Below are 19,643 nucleotides of genomic sequence, written 5' to 3' on the forward strand. Positions count from 1 at the left end.
TCACCCTTCCTGGGAGGCATCATGCGCTGTGTCATCGCCCGCTATCCGTTCGAGCTGACCAAGGCCGGGGTGCTGGCCTCCATGGAGGGCGTCACGCCCGAGCCCGTCACGGGTGAGTCCGTGACGATCGGGCGCCGCCGCTACCCCGTGAAGCAGGTGGGCGAAGTCGTCACCCGCCAGGACCGACGGGACTTCACCGGCCGGGAGGTCACCCTGGCGATGACCCGCCTGGGCTTCACCTGCCACCCGCATCCCGACGCCGAGCCCTCGCCGGACTTCGGCTCGCCGTCGCCTTCGCCGCACGCCCCGCAGAACCTGCTCGACGACCCGGCTCCGGTGATCCCCCGGGAGGCGTGACCACCCTTCGGGTACCGGCCGGCTCAGACGGTGGGGCTGCGTCGTTCGATCAGGACGACGTCGCGCCATACACCGTGGAGCCGGCCGAGGCGTTCGCGCGTTCCCACGACGCGGAATCCGGCCCGCCGGTGCAGGGTGATGCTCGCCGTGTTCTCGGAGAGCACGCCGGACTGGATCGTCCAGATCCTGGCGGCCTCGGTGGACGTGATCAGCTGCCGGAGCAGGGCCGCGCCGATACCGCGGCCGCGTGCGGCGGGGTGGACGTACACCGAGTGTTCGACGACGCCGGCGTAGGCGCAGCGGTCGGAGACACCGGTCGCGGCGCTGGCCCTGCGGGTCAGTGACCTGGAAGCCTCGATCGCCTTCTACGCGAAGCTGTTCGGCACCGAACCGGCCAAGCGGCGCGCCGGCTACGCCAACTTCGCCATCACCGAACTCCCGCTCAAGCTCGTCTGATCGAGGGCGAGCCAGGAGACCCGCCTGGACCATCTCGGCGTCGAGGTCGAGTCCGGGGGAACAGGTCGGCGCCACCACCCGCCGGCTGCGGGACGCCGGCCTGACCACCGCCGAGGAGAACGACACGACCTGCTGCTACGCCCTCCAGGACAAGGTCTGGGTGCACGGGCCGGGCCGGGAGGCGTGGGAGGTGTACCTGGTGAAGGCGGACGCGGACACCTTCACCGGGAACGCGGACTCCGACCCGGCCGGCGGGGGCTGCTGCACCCGCCGGGCCGCCGCGGAGGATGCCGCGGAGGAGGGCGGCCTCAGGCTCTCAGGACGCGACCAGTGAGCGCGCCACGATCAGGCGCATGATCTCGTTGCTGCCCTCCAGGATCTGATGCACCCTCAGATCGCGGACGATCTTCTCGATGCCGTACTCGGTCAGGTAGCCGTAGCCCCCGTGCAGTTGGAGGGCGCCGTCGGCGGCCGCGAAGCCCGCGTCGGTCGCCACCCGCTTGGCCATCGCGCACAGGGTGAGCGCGTTCGCGTCGCCGGCGTCCAGCGCGGCCGCGGCACGCCACAGCAGGGCGCGGCCGGCCTCCAGCTCGGTGGCGAGGTCGGCCAGCCGGAACTGCAGGGCCTGCGACTCGATCAGGGGCCGGCCGAAGGCTTCCCGATCGCGCAGATAGGCGACCGCGCGCTCGAGCGCTGCCGCACCGCCGCCGAGCGAGCAGGCCCCGATGTTGAGGCGCCCGCTGTTCAGGCCCGTCATCGCGATACGGAAGCCGCTGCCCTCGCCGCCGAGCAGGTTGGCGGCCGGCACCCGCACATCGCGCAGGACGACCTGGCGGGTGGGCTGCGCATGCCAGCCCATCTTGCGCTCCTCGGGGCCGAAGGAGAGCCCGGGCGTGCCGTCCTCGACCAGCACCGCGGAGATGCCGGCCGGGCCGGGGCCGCCCGTGCGGGCCATGACGAGATAGACGTCCGAGACGCCGGCGCCGGAGATGAACTGCTTGACACCGTTCAGCACATACGCGTCACCGTCGCGCACCGCGGTGGTGCGCAGGGCCGCGGCGTCCGAGCCGCAGCCCGGCTCGGTCAGGCAGTAGCTGGCCAGGAACTGCATGGAACACAGATGAGGGAGAAAACGGTCGCGTTGGCGGGTGTCGCCGAAGGTGTCGATCATCGTGGCGACCATGTTGTGGATGGACAGATACGCCGCCACGGCCGGGCAGCCCGTGGACAGCGCCTCGAAGACGAGGGAGGCGGCCAGCCGGGACAGGCCGGAACCGCCCACGTCCTGCCGTACCGTGATGCCGCCCATGCCGAGCTGAGCGGCCTTGCGCAGGGTGTCGACGGGGAAGTGGTGCGTCTCGTCCCACTCCACGGCGCAGGGGGCCAGGTGTTCGTCGGCGAAGTCCCGTGCGGTGCGGGCGATGTCCTGGAGCTCGTCGGTCAGGGTGAACATCTTCTCCTCGGTTTCCGTGGTGGCGGATCGAACGCGGCGGCGCGCGGTGCGGCCGCGCGGACCGGCTCAGCCGTGCCGCGGTACCGCCTCGACGAGTGACGGGTCGATGCCGAGGTCGTCGAGCAGCAGCTGCAGCGGGCCGGTGTCGCGCCGTGGGGCCGGGCGGGCGGAGGCCCACTCGGCCAGCTGCCCGGTCTCGATCCGCAGGCCGCCGGCCGCGGCCACCCCGACCCAGGGGTCGAGGTCCGCGGCGCGGAACGCGGCCAGCCCGCTGATCAGCGCGTCGCGGAACAGCGCCCGCTCGGCCGCGTCCAGCGAGCGGTAGAGCGAACCGGCGAGCTCGCGGAACACGACGGCGTGCCCGCTCTCGTCGCGCCGGTGCATGTCCACCGTGATCCGGTTCATCGGCTGGATGTCCTGCGCGGTCGCGAGGCTCGACAGGAAGCCGCTGATGGTGGTCTCGGCGGCCAGGGAGAAGGCGATCTCGACCAGGTCGCGGTCGAAGCCCGACAGGCCCTCGCGGGCCCGGTCGAGACCCTGTACCACCGCCCAGCCACGCGGATCGAAGGCCAGCCCGTCCAGCTCGCGCCGGCGCTTGGTGACCCCGACCGCGTTCTGGCACATCAGGATGTGGAAGTGCTCGTCGACGATGGTCTGGTGCAGGGCGGTGTACGACACGTCGTCGCGGCGTACCGGTATGCGCTCCTCCAGCATCAGCCGGCAGGCGGGCAGGATGATCTCGTTCTCGATCGCCGCGGTCTTGGCGTTGTACGCGATCCACGCGGCCGCGAGGATCTGCCTGCGCGCCGCCGGGTCGAGGGGTTCGACGCCGGGGAGCGCGAACACGGGCACGAGATGCTCGGGGAAGTCCGGCAGCCCGGGGTCGAAGTGCCCGTCGAGGTCGAGCTCGTCCTTCTTCACCGCGACCCGTCGGCCCCAGCGCCGGGTGAGCTGGGCCAGCAGGTCGCGCTCGTAGCTCGGTCGTTGCGTGAGGGTGTCGGTGGACATGCGATGTCAGCCTCGCTGCTGCGGGTCGGCCGAACCAAGTCGGCTGTCGGGCAAGGGAAGTCGGCTGTCGGGCAGAGGACGCCGGCGTGTCCGGCCGGCCGGCGGCCGGTGAGCTGCGCGGGCCGGCCGGACCACGTCGGTCTGCGGAAGGGGCCCCGCGGTGCCCGGCGCCGGATCGTCGGCGTCGGGCACCAGGCCGGGGTGGGCGGGCAGGGCGTGCCGGTCGAGGCGCGCCTGCCAGCGCTCTGCTTCGGCCGACGAGTCCGGGGGTGGTGGGAGCTCGTCGGCCAGGTTCAGCCAACCGGCGACCGGCCGGATGCCGTGCAGGGCGTTGACCGCCCACACGGGCACGCCGGCCAGGTCCTGCGCGGTGGCCGTCTCGAAGACCACCCGGTGGCCGGCATCGGCCACCTCGGCGGTCAGAAGTGCCCGCGTCACCCCGGGCAGCAGGTCCGGCCCGGGTGGCGGGGCGCACAGGGTCGTACCGCGCCACCACAGGAGACTGGTGGTACCGCCCTCGCGGACCTGTCCGGTCGCCGACAGCAGAAGCGGCTCGTCGGCGCCGGCGGCACGGGCCGCCTCGCGCAGCCGCCCCAGCAGGACGAGGTCCGGTCCTTTGGCCCACGGCACCGCGCGGGGATCCACCATGCCGGGGTGCCAGAGCACCACCGGCCCGCCGCGCGGCGGGGCCGGGCGCAGCCACAGGGTCAGGTGCGGGCCGTGGCCGCCGGGCCGGGCCTCGACCCTGGGGAACCAGCGGCCCCGCTGCGGCAGCAGGCCCGTGGCCGCCCGCAGGAAGGCGGTGACCGGACCGGGCGGCGTGCCGAGCAGGCGACCGCAGGCGTCCCGGAACCTCCTCGCGTGGGCGGGCAGTGCCCGTACCCTGCCGTCCTCGACCAGCCAGGAGTCGGCGACGAGGGCGGGCGCCGCCTCCGCCGTCCGCTCGGGCAGCAGGGCGCCGTCCCGGCCGGCGGCCGGGTCCCACACGTAGCGTCCGGCCGGTGCCGGCGGTGAGCTGGTCATCGCGCCGCGCTGCTCGCCCGAGCGGGGAGCGGGGCCCGGTAGGCCCGCAGCGGGGCGTCGGCCTTGAGGATCATCTCCAGGTACTCCTCGTGCGGATCGGAGTCCAGCACGATGGCACCCCCGGCGCCGATGCTCAGGTCGTTGCCGCGGCGTACGGCGGTACGGATCACGATGTTCAGATCGGTGCCGCCGGACAGGCCGAAGTAGCCGAGGGTGCCGGAGTAGACCCCGCGCGCCTCGGTCTCGAGGCGGTCGATGATCTCCATGGTCCGCGTCTTGGGCGCGCCGGTCATGGAGCCTCCGGGGAAGCAGTGCCGCACGCACTCCACCGCACCCACCGAGGGACGCAGCTGCCCCTTGACGGTGGACACCAGCTGGTGCACCGTCTGGTAGCTCTCCACGGCCATGTAGGGATCGACGTGCACACTGCCGACCTCGCAGACCTGGCCGAGGTCGTTGCGCAGCAGGTCGACGATCATGAGGTTCTCCGCCTGCGTCTTCTGGCTCGCCCTGAGCTCGGCCGCCAGCGCGGCGTCCCGCTCCGGGTCCGCGTCGCGCGGGGCGGTGCCCTTGATGGGCTTGCTCTCCACCCGTCCGTCCCGCTCGATCCGCAGGAAGCGCTCCGGTGAGGAGCAGAACACCGTCACGCCGTCGATCCGCAGGAACGCGGCGTACGGCGCCGGGTTCAGCCGCCGCAGCCGGCGGTAGAAGGCCGTGTCGTCGTCGTCGAAGGGCAGGTGCAGTTTGTTGGTCAGGCAGATCTCGTAGCTCTCGCCGCGGATCAACTGGCGCTGCGCCGCGCGGACGTCGTCCTCGTATCCGGCCCGCCCGCGCACCAGGTGCTCGGCGGGGTCGGGAGCGGGGCCGGTGTCCGCCTGGGGCGGCGCGGGTGCCGGGCGCAGCTGGACGAGGCGGGCCGCGGTGCGGTCGACCCAGGCGCGGGCGTCGTCCTCGGTCCGCTCGTCGTGGAGGGCGAGCACATAGGTGCGGTTCTCCAGGTGGTCCACCGCGATCAGCCGGTCGGCGAACATCCAGGCCGCGTCCGGCGTGTCGGCGCTGCGCCGGGCACTGCCGCCGCACTCGGCCTTCAACTCGTAGCCGAAGTAGCCCACATAGCCGCCGGTCAGGTCGAACGGCAGCGTGCCGGGATCGACCGCGCGCTCGCGCAGCCGCGCCTGCAGCACGTCGAACACGCTGCCGCTGAGCACGCGGATGCCGGCGGCGTCCCGCACCTTGACCGCCGTGGCGTCGACCCGGTAGGTGAGCACCTCGCTGAGCGGCCCGCCGGCGTCGCCCAGGAAGGAGAAGCGCGACAGTCCCTCCTCCACCCGGCTGCTGTCGAGCCAGAAGCTGTCCGGGCTGTCGGCGAAGAACTCGAGGAACACCGCCTCGGCGTCGACCGCTTCGGGCAGATCGGTGCTCAGCAACCGCATCCGGCCGGCCGGGCCGGAGCCGGTGGCCCGTACCGGTGCGTCGGCCGGGATCCGCGCGGCGCGCGGCTCACGGTCGTCCTGGATCCGCGTGGCGGCGGCCTGCCGGGTCAGCTCGGCGAAGTTCGCGATGAGCTCCCGGCCGAACTCCGAGGCGATCGACTCCGGATGGAACTGCACGCCCCAGCGCGGCAGGTCGCGATGGCGCAGCGCCATCAGCACGCCGTCCTCGGAGCGGGCGGTGGCGATCAGGGTGGCGGGCAGCGGCTCCTGCACGCACAGCGAGTGGTAACGCACCGCGGTGAACTCGGTGGGTATCCCCGCGAACAGCTCGTCGTCCGCGTGCTTGACCGTGGTCAGGTGGCCGTGCCGCGGTTGCGGGGCCGGTGTGACGGAGGCGCCGGCCAGGTGCGCGATGGCCTGGTGGCCCAGGCACACACCCAGCACCGGCAGGTCGGTGCGGTGCAGCAGGTCACCGACGTGGCCGAGATCGCGGTCGTTCTGCGGGCGGCCGGGCCCGGGCGAGATGACGATGCTGTCGAACCCGTCCAGCGGCATGGTGGCCAAGGCGGGGTCGTCGTTGACGACCACCACCGGGTCGACGCCCGTGACCTGGGCGATCAGCTGGAAGAGGTTGAAGCTGTAGGAGTCGTGGTTGTCGACAAGCAGGGTGCGCACTCGAATACTCCTGGTTCAAGGGCGTTCGGCAGCCGGTCGGGCTCGCCTCGGACAGTCGGGGTGGGGGGAGCCGCTGCTGCTCGACGCGGTCGGCGTGCGAGCACGCCGCGGGCCGGCGCGTGCGTGGCTGTGGACGGCATGCGCGCCTGCGGGCCGTTCGGTTCGGGGGTACGTCGATGACAGGCGCCCGGCGATGCGCGCAGGCGTTCCGTGGAAGGCGCAGGCGCGCGGCGGGTGCGCGCGGGCGTTCCGCGGGTGGCGCGGGCGTCCGGCGGTGCGCGCAGGCGTCCGGATCACGTGGGTCCGGCCGCCGGGCCGGGGCACCGTCGCGCGGGCAGACGTCCCGCGCGGGTCAGGGCTGCCGATGGGCCGGCGGCCCGGTCGTCAGGCGAGCTGAACGGTGGCCTGCAAGGTGGCGAGCACCTCACCCTCGGGGGAGGCGGCGGTCACCCCGATCCGCACCCGGTTGCCGTCGAGTTTCTCCTCCACGCTCCCCGAGAGCCGGAAGACCGCTCCGGTCCCGTCGTCCGGGACCGGGACCGGACGGGCCAGGCGCACACGGTGCTCCACCAGGGCGCCCGGGTCGCCGGTCCACTGGTTGACGATCTCCAGCACCTTGCCGAGCGTGAAGGGCCCGTGCATGATCACATCGGGCAGTCCCACGGATCGCGAGATGCGCTCGCTCCAGTGGGTCGCGGCGAAGTCCAGCCGCATGGTCTGGCCGCCGAACAGCAACAGCGCGAGGCGGTCGACCGCGACCTCCTTCTCCGGAAGGACGTGTCCCACACCGATGTCCTCGTAGCGGACGTTCGCGGTCATGCCACACCCTCCTGCGCGGTCGCGGCGGCCGGTTCGAAGGTGTCCGCGTGGGAGATGACGAACTTGTAGCCCGTGCTGCAGACGGCTTCGCCGTCCTCGGTCGTGATCTCGTTCTGGATGTGGATGATGTCGCGCTGCCGGCTGATCTCGGTGATGTCCGCGACGGTCGAGGTCAGGGAGAGCCGGTCGCCGAGGCGGATCGGGCGGTGCGCGACCGTGTGCAGGTCGGCCAGCAGCAGATTGGCGCCGGGCTTGCGTCCGAGGTCGGGTTCGTACATCGGCCAGGCCCACACCATGCGGAACCACAGGCGGGCGGCGAAAGCGGGCGGCGCGATCGGTGCCGGATGTCCGAGCGCCCGGGCCGCCTCGGGGTCCCGGTACACCGCGAGCGGCTCCTCGAACTGCGCCGCCGCGTCGCGCAACGTGTCCTCGGTGACCACCAGGACGGCTTCCGATTTCGTACTGCGACCTATGACCGCTCGATTCAGCGGCATGATGGAATCACCTTTCCTCCCCGAGTGAATCGGGGCTCCCCCGTGATTGGAGACAGACTCCAAAGAAAGAATTGACGAACCTTTTGCGTCCGCCGTGTCCTTCGTCACTGTGCCGTGAGAACCGGACGGGTAAGCATCCGATCGGTTCCGGACACAATGGTTCAGGGAGGGCGAGCTTCCTGACAACGGCGGTCTTGTGAGCGCACTTATAGTGCATGCCGTACCAGTGCATGCACTTCAGGTGCGCGCCTGTCGGCGCCGACAGGAGATCCCGCACCCTGGAGCTGATACGGAATCAACCATTCCGATAGAAGTTGAATAAGCATCAACTCATCGACACAGTCGAAAACCGGGGGAAGAATGCAACACAAGCGGCCGACCGACCGCGATTACCAGGAGCTTCTGAGGCGATATCGCGCAAAGGGCACCCGAGAGCTCATCGGATTACCGCCACGGATCTCCACACGACGTTCACGCAGCGCTCATCTCCGTCAATCCGACATGGACGAGGCGCTGCGCGGTGGTACGGGCACCTATCAGAAACTGGAGAACGGTGTCCTGGTTCCGTCGCCCGAACTCTTCCTGCGGGTCGCGAGGGCCCTGAACTTCAGCGACCACCATCTGCGCATCGCGCATCTGGACCTCTTCAAGACCGATCCGGTGCTGCCGGCGGGGCCGGCGTCCCCGCACTGGCAGCGCTGGGCGGACGGTCAGACCGAGATGGCCTACGTCCGCTCCGCCGCCGGGCACGTCATCTCGGCCAACGACGCCTTCCGGCGCATGTTCCCGTCCGGCCGATCGCCCGCCAACATCACGGAGTGGGCCCTGCTGTCCGACGAGGCCCGCGAGGACGTCCTGCAGAACTGGGAGCGGGACTGGGCGCCCTATCTGCTCGCGGACCTGCGTCTGACGTGCGCCCGGCGCCCGGACGACCCGGTGCTGCGCAAACTGCGTGACGCCGTCCAGAGCGACCCGCACACGCGGCACATCGAGGACGCGCCCACGGGCGTCGGGGACGAGGAACGCCGGCTGCACCACGCGGAACACGGAGTGGTGGCCGTACGCGTGCTGGCCTCGCACACGAGCGAGGTCACGGCCGTGACGCTGCTCTGCGAACGCGGGTAGGGCACTGAAGGCCCGCCCACGGGCGGGGCAAGATGGATGAGCGACCGCCTCAGAAGGCTCCGGCCACGACCTTCGCGCCGGTCGGCTCGGCCACGCAGGCCGGGTCGACCAGCGCGGGCAGCTTGGCCTCGGTCTCCGGGTCGGCCGGGAGGCAGGTGAACATCTTCACCCCGGGGGACTGCAGCGCGGCCAGCCGCACGTAGTCCACGGCCAGCCGGCCGAGCCGGGGGTGGTCGAACTCCCAGCGGGCCGAGCCGAAGTCGGCCACGCGGTGCTCGTCCCACAACTGGCGGAAGTCGTCGCTGACGGCGGACAGCTCGTTGCTCAGCTGCTCGAAGCGCGGATCGCCGAGATTACGGGCGGCGTCCGCGCGGAACTGCGCGAGCAGCCCGGAGGCCTGGGCGCGCCAGTCCACCAGCAGCCCGCGGGTCTTCGCGTCGGTGAACACCATCCGGATGATGTTGCGTTCGTGGCCGGGCAGCCGGGCCGGATCACCGATCAGCCCGGCCTCGGCCGCGTTCCACGCCAGCAGGTCCCAGCTCGGGCCGATGAGGTACGTCGGATACGGGTTGAGCGCGTCCACCAGGCGCTGCAGCTCGGCGCTCGGCGCGTCGGCGGGCTCCTGACGTACGACGCCCTGCGTGTCGGCCAGCGTGTACATGTACTGCTTCTCGGCCGTGGTCAGCCGCAGGGCGCGCGCCAGGCTGTCCAGCACCTGCCGGCTCACCGTGATGTCCCGGGCCTGCTCGAGCCAGGTGTACCAGGTCACGCTCACCCCGGACAGCTGGGCGACCTCCTCGCGGCGCAGCCCCGGCGTCCGCCGCCGCGGCCCCGGTTCGATCCCCACGTCGCGCGGTGAGATCCGGGCCCGCCGGGCACGAAGGAAATCCGCGAGTTCCTGCCGCTGCGCCGTGTTGTCCATCCCATCCCCCGGTACGGACCGCCACCATCGATGCTGGTGCCGCCAGCACTAGCATATCCGCGCCCATGTGCAGCGGCCGAAGGCGATGGAACGCTGAGGCCATGACGCACCGAAAGGCCGACACGGCTGCCCAGGAACCAACGAGCGCGCCGCAGGCGACCGACGGGGGAGCCGCCCCGGCGCCGTCGGCCGCCGCATCGCCCCGGTGGGCGCTGCCGATCATCCTCGTCGGCAGTTTCATGGCCGTCCTCGACACCTTCATCGTCCTGGTCGCCGCTCCGGCCATCCAGTCCGACCTGCACGCCTCCGACGGCGAGATCCAGTTGATCGTCGCCGGTTACCAGATCACGTACGCCGTGGCCCTGATCACCGGAGCGCGGCTCGGTGACACCTACGGCCGCAAGCGGCTGTTCATGCTCGGCATGGCGCTGTTCACGCTCACCTCGGTCGCCTGCGCGCTCGCGCCGAACGCGGGGGTGCTCATCGGGGCGCGCCTCGCGCAGGGGCTTAGCGCGGCGCTGATGTTCCCTCAGGTCTTCTCGATGATCCAGGTCCTGATCCCGGCACAGCAGCGGCCCCGCGCGTTCGGCGCGCTCGGTTCGGTGATCGGTGTGTCGACGATCATCGGCCAGCTGGTCGGTGGCCTGCTGATCGCGGCGAACCTGTTCGGCACCACCTGGCGCCCGGTGTTCTGGGTGAACGTCCCGGTCGGTCTGATCACCCTGGTGCTCGCGGCGCGGCTGGTGCCCGAGACCCGTGCGCCGCAGGCCCGTTCACTGGACCTGCCCGGTCTGACGGTGCTCACGGTGGCACTGTTCCTGCTGGTGATCCCGCTGGTCGAGGGGCGCGAGGCGGGCTGGCCGGCCTGGACCTGGGTCTCTCTCGTCGCCGGGGTGATCGCGTTCGCGTTGTTCGTCGTGGTCGAGCGACGGGTGGAACGGGCGGGGCGTGCGCCGCTGGTCACCCTGCGCCTGTTCGCCGAGCGTCCGTTCGCCATCGGCATCACCCTGGTGGTCGTCGCCTACGCCGGGGTGAACTCCTTCTTCCTGATCCTGTCCCTCATGCTGCAGGACGGTCTCGGGATGTCCGCGCTGGGCGCCGGGCTCACCTACACCCCGCTGGCGGTCGCCTTCTTCGCCACCAGTCTGCTGGCCGCCCGCTGGACGCCGCGCTACGGCCGGCGGGTGCTGGAACTCGGCAGCGTGCTGGCCGCGGCGGGATTCCTCGCCACGCTGGTGCTGGCCCTCGCCGAGGGCGGCCGGCTCTCGGCCGGTCCGCTGATCGCACCGCTGACCCTGGTGGGTCTCGGCAACGGCCTGCTGCTCCCCCAGCTGCTGAACACGGTGCTCGGCCGGATCCGTCCCAGCGAGGTCGGCATGGCGTCCGGCGTGCTGTCCACCGGCCAGCAGGTCGGCGGCGCGGTGGGCGTCGCGGTCATCGGCGTGTTCTTCTTCAACGCCCTGACCCCGCACGGCACCCGGGTGGCGCAGTACGCGCACGCCTTCGGCACGGCGGCGATCCTCAACCTGGCCATCGCGGCCGTCGCCACCGCGCTGCTCCTCGCACTGCCCCGGCAGAAGCCGGCCCAGGCCGCCTGACCGCCGGTGCCCGGGGGTGTCTCGTCGATCCGCCGGTTCAGGAAGCGCGAGACACCTCCGGCACCGGCCGGTGGCCGCTATGCCCGCTTACGACGCGCTTGTCATGATCACGGTCTAGCAAAATAGCCACCCCTGCCTTGGCCGGCCGATCCCACGGCTGATAGAGATTCGTTTCTGGCCGTCGTCCACCGCATGGGAGCGGTGACACCGCCGGGGGGGCTCCACATGGTCCGGCTGCGGCCGGACCCGCTGAACGTAACTCTTCGCGCTCTCGCCGTGCCCGCACGCCGCATTCCGTATGCCCGCGTGCCCGCACCGGCGCACCCTTCCGCGGTCTCACCTGCCCACGCCTGAGGCGACGCAGATGACGAAGAGGGAGTGTGCATGGGCCGTACCGCCCGTGAAAAGGCGTATCGATGGGGGGCGGCGACCATAGCCGCCCTGGCCGTGACCGCCACCGTGACACCGGTGTCGTACGCGGCCGCGTCCGGCGAGCCGGCCCCGCAGCGGGTCGGCGGCGCGCCGAAGGTGCCGGCGGGGGCCGTGCGCGCGGCGGACCCGGGGGCCGGTGAGGCGCTCGACCTGAGCGTCGTTCTGGAGCCGCGCGACCCCGCGGCGCTGAATCGTTTCGTCGCCGAGGTCTCCGACCCGGCGTCACCGAACTACCGCAAGTACCTCGGCTCGGGCGAGTTCGCGGACCGCTTCGGCGCGCTGCCGCAGACCGTCGAGCGGGTCCGCGCGCGGCTCGCCGCCAAGGGCCTCGAGGTCGGCGACCTGGAGTCCGACGGGCTCACGCTGCCCGTGCACGCGACGGTCGGCAAGGCCGCCAAGGCCTTCGCCACCGACTTCGACGGCTACAAACTGAAGGACGGCAGCACCGGGTTCACCAACACCCGGGCCCCGCAGCTCGACGGCTCCGTCGCCGGCGACGTCCGCGCGGTGGTCGGCCTCAACACCCTCGCCGCCCGCGCCCCGCGCAACACCGGCGCCAAGGGCCCGGCCCGGGTGCAGCAGACCACGGACGGCGCCCGTCAGTCCCGGCTGACCGGCACCACCGGCACCATGTGCACCGACATCAGGAACCTGTACGCGACGCCCGGCGACGGCTACCCGGCCGCCTACGACAAGCAGGACTACTGGAGCGCCCGGTCGCTCGCGGCCGCGTACAACATGGCGGACCAGCCCAACGTGCAGACCGGCACCACCATCGCGGTCTACTCGCTGGAGAACTACGACCTGCGCGACATCAACAGCTACCAGGCCTGCCACGGCACCAAGGCCTCGGTCAGCTCCGTGCGCGTCAACGGCGGTCCCACCGACCCGGCGAGCGGCGACACCGGCGTCGGTCTGGAGACCGCGCTCGACATCGAGACCATCGTCGGTCTCGCCCCGCAGTCCAAGGTCCTCGTCTACCAGGGCAAGAACACCTGGGACGACGGCACGGCCACGCTGCGCCGGATCGTCACCGACAACCGCGCCAAGGTCGTCTCCATCAGCTGGGGCAGCTGCGAGACGTACACCCCGGCCGAGGTGATGGACGCCGAGAACCTGCTGTTCCAGCAGGCCGCCGCGCAGGGCCAGACCGTCGTCGCCGCCTCCGGCGACAGCGGCTCCACCGGCTGCTACCAGCCCGGTGAGAGCATCCCCGGCCAGGACCAGCTCGTCACCGACTTCCCGGCCGGCTCGCCGTACGTCCTCGGTGTCGGCGGCACCAGCATGCGCTCCGACGTCACCTCCCAGACCACCTGGACCGGTTCCGGCGGCGGTGTCTCCCAGCGCTTCAGCGTCGACGCGAACGGCTTCCAGAACCGCACCGGCGCCGGCTACAACGACGCCTGCGCCGCCGCCACCGGCAAGGTCTGCCGCCAGGTGCCGGACGTCTCCGCGGTCGGCGACCCGGCCACCGGCTACCCGGTCGCCTTCGGTCACGACAGCACGGGCGCCCAGTACTGGAACATCATCGGCGGCACCAGCGGCGCCGCCCCGGTGTGGTCCGCGCTGATCGGTCAGGCCGACCAGGACCTCGCCTGCCAGGCCAACGGCACCGTCGGCTACGCGCACAACGCGCTGTACCGCCTGCCGGCCACCGCGTTCCGTGACGTCACCAGCGGCAACAACAACGTCATGGACTCCGGCAACGTCAGCGGCAAGTACCAGGCCGCCGCCGGTTACGACCTCGCCACCGGCCTCGGCACGCCGAACGGCCGCGAGATCGTCAAGGGCCTGTGCGCCTCCGTTCCGCGCTCCCCGGCCGCCACGTTCAACCCGCTGGCCCCGGCCCGCATCCTCGACACCCGCTACGGCACCGGCCGCCCCGGCACCTCGCCGGTCGCCGCCAACGGCACGGTCAAGCTGCAGGTCACCGGAGTCGGCGGCGTCCCCGCCACGGGCGTCACCTCGGTCGTCATCAACGTCACCGCCGTCTCGCCCACCGCGACCGGTCACCTCATCGCCTACCCGAGCGGCACCACCCGCCCGGAGTCGTCGAACAGCAACTGGCTCAAGGGCGAGATCATCCCGAACCTGGTGACCGTCCCGGTCGGCAAGGACGGTTCGGTCGACCTGTTCAACGCCTCCAGCGGCACCGTGCACTTCGTCGCGGACGTCGCCGGCTACTACAGCACCGAGGCCGGCGGCAGCACCTACCTGCCCATCGGTCCGTCCCGCATCCTGGACACCCGCAACGCCATCGGCGTGACCACCCGGACCCCGGTCGCCGGCAAGGGCACCGTGTCCCTGAAGGTCGCGGGTGCCGGCGGCGTGCCCGCCACGGGCGCCACCGCCGTGGTCATGAACGTCACCGCCACCGCGCCGACCTCGACCGGTCACCTGATCGCCTACCCGAGCGGCACCACCCGCACGGAGTCGTCGAACATCAACTGGCTCACCGGCCAGACCCGTCCGAACATGGTCGTCCTGCCCATCGGCGCCGACGGCAAGGTGAACCTGTACAACGCCGGCACCGGCACCGTGCACTTCATCGCGGACGTCGCCGGCTACTTCACGGCCGGCACGACCGGCTCCTCCTTCCACACCGCGGGCCCGAGCCGGCTGCTCGACACCCGCTACGCCCTCGGCACCGCCCGCAACACCCCGGTGCCCGGCGGCGCCACGCTGGTGCTGAACGTCAACGACGGCCACACCCTGGCCAACGCCAAGGCCGTGGTCCTCAACGTCACCGTCACCGCCCCGACGTCCAACGGCTTCCTGACCGTCTGGCCCGACGGATCCACCCTGCCCAACGCCTCCAGCGTCAACTGGGTGAAGGGCCAGACCGTGGCCAACCTGGTGACCGTGCCGGTCATCAACGGAAAGATCGACTTCCGTCCGAACGCCGGCAGCGTGCATGTGATCGCCGACCTGTTCGGCTACTACATGTAAGGGCGCCGCACACAGCGCCCCCGGAACACGGGCCCTCACCCCGCCGCCGTACCGAGCGGTGGGGGCAGGGCCCTTCGGCGTGCCACGGACGCTCAGTGGTGGTGGTGCTCCCCCGCGCCGGCGCTCGGCCGGCCGGCCTTCTGGCCCTTGTCGACCACCACGAACTGGCCCATCATGCCCTCGTCCTCGTGGTACAGCAGATGGCAGTGGTACATGTACGGCGTGTCCGGGTCGGCCGGGCCGTCGAAGCGCAGGGCGAACTTCATCGTCGTCCCGTTCGGCACGAAGACCGTGTCCTTGGGCCCGCGCAACTGCGGCGGCGGAGCGTGGCCGTTCACCTCCAGGACCCGGAACTGCACGTCGTGCACATGGAAGTTGTGCGGCATGCCGTTGGTGTTGCGTATCGTCCAGATCTCCGTGGTGCCGCGGGTGACGGTCTCGTCGATGCGGTCCATGGCCATCTTGCGGCCGTTGATGCCGGACTTCTTCAGCTCGAAGAAGCGCCCGCGCACCGCGTCCTTGCCGTCCGGGACCTCCAGCCGGGCCAGGTGCGCGGGCAGCTCGGGCGAGGGGCGCAGCGTGTCGGCGGCGCGCAGCTGCAGAACGTCGAAGGAGTCGTCGCCGCCGTTGAACCGCTGCTGGAAGCTGTCGTCGTAGTTGTCCTGCGCGAAGCTGCGCAGCACCGTCCGCTCACCCGGCCGCATCCGCACCACGACCTCGGCCCGCTCACCCGGTGACAGCTGGACGCGCTTGAGCGACACCGGCCGCTCCAGCAGTCCGCCGTCGGTGCCGACCAGCGCGAAGGCGCGGTCGTCGGAGAAGCCGAAGTCGTAGGTGCGGGCCGTGGAGGCGTTCAGCAGCCGCAGCCGGACCGCCTCGTCGGACACCACGCGGTACGGGCTGAGGGTGCCGTTGACCATCGTGCGGTCGCCGAGGAAGCCCACGTTCTGCAGCATCTTGTGGCCGTGGTCGAAGCCGGCGCCGTCGAAGCGCACGTCCTGCACGATCAGGGGCAGGTCGTCGACGCCGTACCGCTTCGGCAGGGGCAGCCGGCCGGAGACGGCGTCGTCGAGGAGGAACAGGCCCGCGAGGCCCCGCTGGACGTGGTCCTCGGTCTCGCCGTGCGGATGCGGGTGGTACCAGAGCGTGGCCGCCGGCTGGTCGATGGTCCACTGCGGGGCCCAGGTCGCCCCGGGCGCCACCATCTGGTGCGGGCCGCCGTCCATCTTCGCGGGCAGGTGCATGCCGTGCCAGTGCACCGTCGAAGCCTGATCCAGGGTGTTGTGCACCCGCACGCGGACCTTCTCGCCGCGCTCGGCTCGCAGCGTCGGCCCCAGATAGCTGCCGTTGAAGCCCCATGTCGCGGTCCGCCTGCCCTGGACGAACTCCGTCTCGCCCGCCTGCATCTTCAGGTCGAACACGCGCGTGCCGTCCCGGTCGAGATGGGAGGCGGCCAGCGGCGGCACGGCCAGCTGGTGGTCGAACGCCTCGTCGCCGACGGTGCTCACCCGGGCACCCGACCACAGCCACCAGAACAGCCCGCCGACGACGAGTGCGAGCACCACGACGAGCGAACCGAGAACGATGAGGACGCGCCTGAGACGGGACATGGTGCAAGACTCCCGGACCGTGCGCGCCGGGACATCGGGCACATCCCCCACCCTCACCCGGATCCGACCCCGACACCCCCTCAGGGTTTCCCCTGGTGACTACTCTGCAGGCGTGACCACCGAGTTGACCCTCCTGTCCACCGTCGCCTTCCGCGGGCGGGAGATCACCGCGCCCCGGCTGCGCGGCCTTCTCGCCCTCCTCGCCGGCGACCTGCGCACCGGCTGCAGCACGGGCCGGCTGGTGGAGGGGCTGTGGCCCGAGGAACTGCCCGAGCGGCCCGGCAAGGCCGTGCAGGTCCTCGTGTCCCGGCTGCGCGCACAGCTCGGCGCCGACCTGGTGGTGAGCACCCCGACCGGGTACCGGCTGGCGCTGGAGGAGTCCCGGGTCGACGCCTGCGCGCTGTCCCGGCACGCGGAGGCGAGCGCCGAACGCGCCCGTGCCGGGGACCACGCGGCCGCCCTGACGCAGGCCGAGGCGGGCCTGGCGCTGTGGGACGGCACCGTGGACGCGGGGGCCGGTGAGGACCTGCACGACCCGGTGGCCGCCCTGCGCGCCGGCTGCGTCCCCGCGCACCGCTCGCTGGTGCGCTCCCGCGCGCTGGCCCTGGCCCGCCTGAACCGCCGCCAGGAGGCCGTGGCGCCCCTCCTCGACCTCGCCCGCGACCTGCCCCGCGACGAGGAGGTGCTGGCGGAGCTGCTGCGCTGCGAGGCCGCCACCACCGGCCGGGCCACGGCCCTCACCCGGTACGACGCCTACCGCCGCAGGCTGCGGGAGGAGCTGGGAACCGATCCCGGCACCGGCCTCAAGGCCGTCTACCAGGAGCTGCTGAGCGCGGAAGCGGCGCCGGTGCGCCACGGCGTGCCGCACGAGCCGAACCCGCTCCTGGGCCGGGACGCCGACCTCGCCGCCGTGACCGCGCTGCTGCGCGAGGCCCGGGTGGTCACCGTCGTCGGACCCGGCGGACTGGGCAAGACCCGGCTCTGCCACGCGGTGAGCCGGGCGGCCGAGCAGCCTGTGGTGCACTTCGTCCCGATGGCCGGTGTCACCGCCGACGACGACGTGCCCGGTGAGGTGGCCTCAGCGGTCGGCGCCGCCGAGGGCCGGCAGTTCGCCGGCGGCACGGACGTGGTGAGCGGCATCGTCGCCGCGCTCGGTGCCGGGCCGGTGCTGCTGGTGCTGGACAACTGCGAGCAGGTCATCGCCGGTGCGGCCGCCCTCGTCCAGGCGCTGGTGTCGCGGTCGAGCAAGCTGCGGGTCCTGGCCACCAGCCGCGCCCCGCTCGGACTGAGCTCGGAATCCGTGTACGTCCTGCCCGAACTGTCCCAGGCGACCTCGGTGGAACTCTTCACCCAGCGGGCCCGCGCCGCCCGGCCCGGCGTGGACCTGCCCCCGGGAGCGGTCGCCGAGATCTGCCGCCACCTGGACGGGCTGCCGCTCGCCGTGGAACTCGCCGCGGCCCGGGTGCGGGTGCTCTCCGTCGCCGACATCTCCAGCCGCCTGAGGGACCGGTTCGCGCTGCTGCGCGGCGGCGCCCGCGACGCGCCCGAGCGGCACCGCACCCTGCGCGCCGTGGTCGACTGGAGCTGGAACCTGCTGGAAAGCGACGGCCGGGCCGCCCTGCGCGCCCTGTCGGTGTTCCCCGGGGGATTCACCGAGGACGCGGCGCAGTACGTCCTCGGTGAGACCGCGGACGCCCTGACTCTGCTGGAACAGCTGGCCGGGCAGTCCCTGATCAAGGTGGACGACAGCCCCTCGGGAGTGCGCTTCCGCATGCTGGAGACACTGCGGGAGTTCGGCGCGGCCAAGCGTGCCGAGGCCGGCGAGGAGGAGGCGGTGACCGGCCGCTTCCTCGCCTGGGCGCTCGACTTCGGCCGGGCCCACCACGACCTGCTGTTCAGCCACGACCCGGTGCGCGCCTGGTCCCGCATACGCGCCGAGCAGGACAACCTCGTCCTCGCGCTGCGGCACGCGCTGGCCCGCGCCGACGGCCCCACCACCGCGGCCGTCACGGCCGTACTGTCCTCGCTGTGGTCCACCGGCTCCAGCTATGCCCGGCTGGCTTCGCTGGCCGCCGACACAGGGGGACCCCTGTCCCACTTCCGGCCCGAGGACCCCAGGGACGTGGAACCGACCCGCAGCGCGGCGGCGGTGTGCGCGGCCAGCCTCTTCATGGGTCACGGCCCGCACGCCGTACGCCAGTTGGTGACGCTGCGGCGGCTGCCGCCCGCCTCGCCGGACACCGTGCTGCGGGCCCTGTCCGCGGTGCTGTGCGCCGTGCCGGAGATGCGGCCTCCGCGATTCGCCCGGCTGCAGGAGCTGTGCGAGGCCGACGAACCGTTGCTGGCGGGCGTCGCCGCGGCCGTCGCCAGCTACGTCTGGGAGGCGGGACACGACGTGGAGCGGGCGCTGACGAGCGCCCGCCGGATGGTCGACGCGCTCGCCCCGCTGAACAACCCGGCCATGCACCTGCTCAGCCACGGCCGGGTCAGCGAGCTGTGCCTGCAGACCGAGCGGGGCGCGGAGGCCTACGACCATCTGCGCGCCGCCCTGGGCGCGCTGGACGCGTTCGGCGACTCGTCCGACTCCCTGGGCGTGCGCTGGGGGCTGGTGCTGGCCTGTCTGCACAACGGCGAGATCGAGGAGGCCCAGTACTGGCTGGACCGCGCCGTGCTGGACCAGCCGCCGGAGTCGGACGGCACGTACAGCCCGGAACTGGCGGCCCGCGCGGAGATCGCGCTGGCCCGGGGACTGACCGAGCTCGGGCTCGGGCTGTGGCGCCGGGCCGCGGAGCGGGTACGGCAGATCAGCGCCCTGCACTCCGCCGACGACCCCTTCGTGGACCCGTGGGCGCTGCAGCTGCAGTCGGCCGCCGTGGCCGCGCACGCGCTGCACGGCCGGCCCGAGCCGGTCGCCGGGCTCACCGAGGAGTTGCGGACGCGGTTGCTCGGGCTGCTGTCCGGTGCTCTGGCCGACGGCGAGCCGGCCGACGGCGCCCCGGTGGAACTGCCGGTCTACGGCACCTTGTTGCTGGCGCTCGGGCACACCCGGCTGGCGCAGGGCGACCGTGCCGCCGTACGGCTGCTGGCGCTGGCCGAACGGATGCCGGTGGTACGCGAGTTCCCCGCCTTGTCCCTGGCCCGTTCCCGGGAGGCGGCCGAGAACGCCGACAAGGCGGCGTACACCGACGCGAGGTCGAGGTACGCCGCCCTGGGGCGGGAGGAACTCCGGGCGGAGGCGCTGCGGGAGCTCGTTCCGCGGGGTTGATCGTCAGCCGCGGGCCGGCGGGGG

The 19,643-nt window shown here is 72.3% G+C and carries 13 protein-coding genes and 2 pseudogenes; 6 read left to right on the forward strand and 9 right to left on the reverse strand.

Annotated features, from left to right (window positions below; genetic code table 11):
- Positions 1-21: 21 nt before the first annotated feature.
- Positions 22-357, forward strand: coding sequence for an SCO5918 family protein (locus ACF1GV_RS13465; RefSeq protein WP_391680011.1), 336 nt, complete (start codon positions 22-24; stop codon positions 355-357).
- A gap of 23 nt (positions 358-380) precedes the next feature.
- Here the strand turns inward: ACF1GV_RS13465 and ACF1GV_RS13470 are convergent.
- Positions 381-680: pseudogene (locus ACF1GV_RS13470) on the reverse strand (GNAT family N-acetyltransferase); the annotation flags it as partial.
- Between the two features lies 1 nt (position 681).
- Here ACF1GV_RS13470 and ACF1GV_RS13475 point away from each other — a divergent pair.
- A pseudogene (locus tag ACF1GV_RS13475) lies at positions 682-1,147 on the forward strand (ArsI/CadI family heavy metal resistance metalloenzyme).
- Here the strand turns inward: ACF1GV_RS13475 and ACF1GV_RS13480 are convergent.
- The 6 genes from ACF1GV_RS13480 to ACF1GV_RS13505 all read right to left on the reverse strand — a co-directional run bounded on the left by ACF1GV_RS13480 (position 1,130) and on the right by ACF1GV_RS13505 (position 7,718).
- The gene (locus ACF1GV_RS13480) at positions 1,130-2,266 is read right to left on the reverse strand and encodes an acyl-CoA dehydrogenase family protein (RefSeq protein WP_363265181.1); all 1,137 of its coding nucleotides are present in this window, start codon (positions 2,264-2,266) and stop codon (positions 1,130-1,132) included. The pseudogene ACF1GV_RS13475 and the gene ACF1GV_RS13480 overlap by 18 nt on opposite strands.
- Positions 2,267-2,332: 66 nt before the next feature.
- Positions 2,333-3,274 carry a diiron oxygenase gene (locus tag ACF1GV_RS13485; RefSeq protein ID WP_391680012.1) on the reverse strand — a complete coding sequence of 314 codons (942 nt, stop codon included), beginning with the start codon at positions 3,272-3,274 and terminating at the stop codon, positions 2,333-2,335.
- Positions 3,275-3,280: 6 nt separating this feature from the next.
- Positions 3,281-4,297, reverse strand: coding sequence for an aminotransferase class IV (locus tag ACF1GV_RS13490; protein ID WP_391680014.1), 1,017 nt, complete (start codon positions 4,295-4,297; stop codon positions 3,281-3,283).
- Entirely contained in the window at positions 4,294-6,405 is a 2,112-nt protein-coding gene (gene pabB, locus ACF1GV_RS13495) for an aminodeoxychorismate synthase component I (protein ID WP_391680016.1), read from the reverse strand. Before pabB ends, ACF1GV_RS13490 begins: the two co-directional genes overlap by 4 nt.
- A gap of 384 nt (positions 6,406-6,789) precedes the next feature.
- Positions 6,790-7,224 (reverse strand): MaoC/PaaZ C-terminal domain-containing protein, encoded by a 435-nt coding sequence (locus tag ACF1GV_RS13500; protein ID WP_363265185.1) that lies wholly within the window; start codon positions 7,222-7,224, stop codon positions 6,790-6,792.
- Positions 7,221-7,718 carry a MaoC family dehydratase N-terminal domain-containing protein gene (locus ACF1GV_RS13505; protein WP_391680018.1) on the reverse strand — a complete coding sequence of 166 codons (498 nt, stop codon included), beginning with the start codon at positions 7,716-7,718 and terminating at the stop codon, positions 7,221-7,223. The genes ACF1GV_RS13500 and ACF1GV_RS13505 overlap by 4 nt, the downstream gene beginning before the upstream one ends.
- Before the next feature lie 501 nt (positions 7,719-8,219).
- Between ACF1GV_RS13505 and ACF1GV_RS13510 the strand changes: the two genes are divergently transcribed.
- The gene (locus ACF1GV_RS13510) at positions 8,220-8,843 is read left to right on the forward strand and encodes a sulfotransferase (RefSeq protein WP_391680019.1); all 624 of its coding nucleotides are present in this window, start codon (positions 8,220-8,222) and stop codon (positions 8,841-8,843) included.
- 49 nt (positions 8,844-8,892) lie between these two features.
- On the opposite strand, the gene ACF1GV_RS13515 is transcribed toward ACF1GV_RS13510, so the two are convergent.
- A complete protein-coding gene (locus tag ACF1GV_RS13515) occupies positions 8,893-9,765 on the reverse strand; it encodes a helix-turn-helix transcriptional regulator (RefSeq protein ID WP_391680020.1) in 873 nt (290 codons plus the stop codon).
- A 101-nt stretch (positions 9,766-9,866) separates the two neighbouring features.
- Between ACF1GV_RS13515 and ACF1GV_RS13520 the strand changes: the two genes are divergently transcribed.
- Together ACF1GV_RS13520 and ACF1GV_RS13525 are read left to right on the forward strand one after the other, a co-directional pair.
- Complete coding sequence (locus ACF1GV_RS13520; RefSeq protein WP_391680021.1) at positions 9,867-11,363, forward strand: MFS transporter; 1,497 nt, start codon at positions 9,867-9,869, stop codon at positions 11,361-11,363.
- Positions 11,364-11,747: 384 nt separating this feature from the next.
- Positions 11,748-14,744 (forward strand): protease pro-enzyme activation domain-containing protein, encoded by a 2,997-nt coding sequence (locus ACF1GV_RS13525; RefSeq protein WP_391680022.1) that lies wholly within the window; start codon positions 11,748-11,750, stop codon positions 14,742-14,744.
- A gap of 92 nt (positions 14,745-14,836) precedes the next feature.
- Here ACF1GV_RS13525 and ACF1GV_RS13530 read toward each other — a convergent pair whose 3' ends face one another.
- Complete coding sequence (locus ACF1GV_RS13530) at positions 14,837-16,354, reverse strand: multicopper oxidase family protein (protein WP_391680023.1); 1,518 nt, start codon at positions 16,352-16,354, stop codon at positions 14,837-14,839.
- A 112-nt stretch (positions 16,355-16,466) separates the two neighbouring features.
- Here ACF1GV_RS13530 and ACF1GV_RS13535 point away from each other — a divergent pair, with 112 nt between their 5' ends.
- The gene (locus ACF1GV_RS13535; RefSeq protein WP_391680025.1) at positions 16,467-19,619 is read left to right on the forward strand and encodes an ATP-binding protein; all 3,153 of its coding nucleotides are present in this window, start codon (positions 16,467-16,469) and stop codon (positions 19,617-19,619) included.
- Positions 19,620-19,643 lie beyond the last annotated feature (24 nt).

The sequence above is a fragment of the Streptomyces sp. NPDC014006 genome, from assembly GCF_043088925.1.
Classification (GTDB): domain Bacteria; phylum Actinomycetota; class Actinomycetes; order Streptomycetales; family Streptomycetaceae; genus Streptomyces.

Coding starts and splice junctions, on each gene's coding strand:
- ACF1GV_RS13465 (WP_391680011.1), top strand. CDS start 22: ATGCGCTGTGTCATCGCCCGCTATCCGTTCGAGCTGACCAAGGCCGGG.
- ACF1GV_RS13480 (WP_363265181.1), bottom strand. CDS start 2,266: ATGTTCACCCTGACCGACGAGCTCCAGGACATCGCCCGCACCGCACGG.
- ACF1GV_RS13485 (WP_391680012.1), bottom strand. CDS start 3,274: ATGTCCACCGACACCCTCACGCAACGACCGAGCTACGAGCGCGACCTG.
- ACF1GV_RS13490 (WP_391680014.1), bottom strand. CDS start 4,297: ATGACCAGCTCACCGCCGGCACCGGCCGGACGCTACGTGTGGGACCCG.
- ACF1GV_RS13500 (WP_363265185.1), bottom strand. CDS start 7,224: ATGACCGCGAACGTCCGCTACGAGGACATCGGTGTGGGACACGTCCTT.
- ACF1GV_RS13505 (WP_391680018.1), bottom strand. CDS start 7,718: ATGCCGCTGAATCGAGCGGTCATAGGTCGCAGTACGAAATCGGAAGCC.
- ACF1GV_RS13510 (WP_391680019.1), top strand. CDS start 8,220: ATGGACGAGGCGCTGCGCGGTGGTACGGGCACCTATCAGAAACTGGAG.
- ACF1GV_RS13515 (WP_391680020.1), bottom strand. CDS start 9,765: ATGGACAACACGGCGCAGCGGCAGGAACTCGCGGATTTCCTTCGTGCC.
- ACF1GV_RS13520 (WP_391680021.1), top strand. CDS start 9,867: ATGACGCACCGAAAGGCCGACACGGCTGCCCAGGAACCAACGAGCGCG.
- ACF1GV_RS13525 (WP_391680022.1), top strand. CDS start 11,748: ATGGGCCGTACCGCCCGTGAAAAGGCGTATCGATGGGGGGCGGCGACC.
- ACF1GV_RS13530 (WP_391680023.1), bottom strand. CDS start 16,354: ATGTCCCGTCTCAGGCGCGTCCTCATCGTTCTCGGTTCGCTCGTCGTG.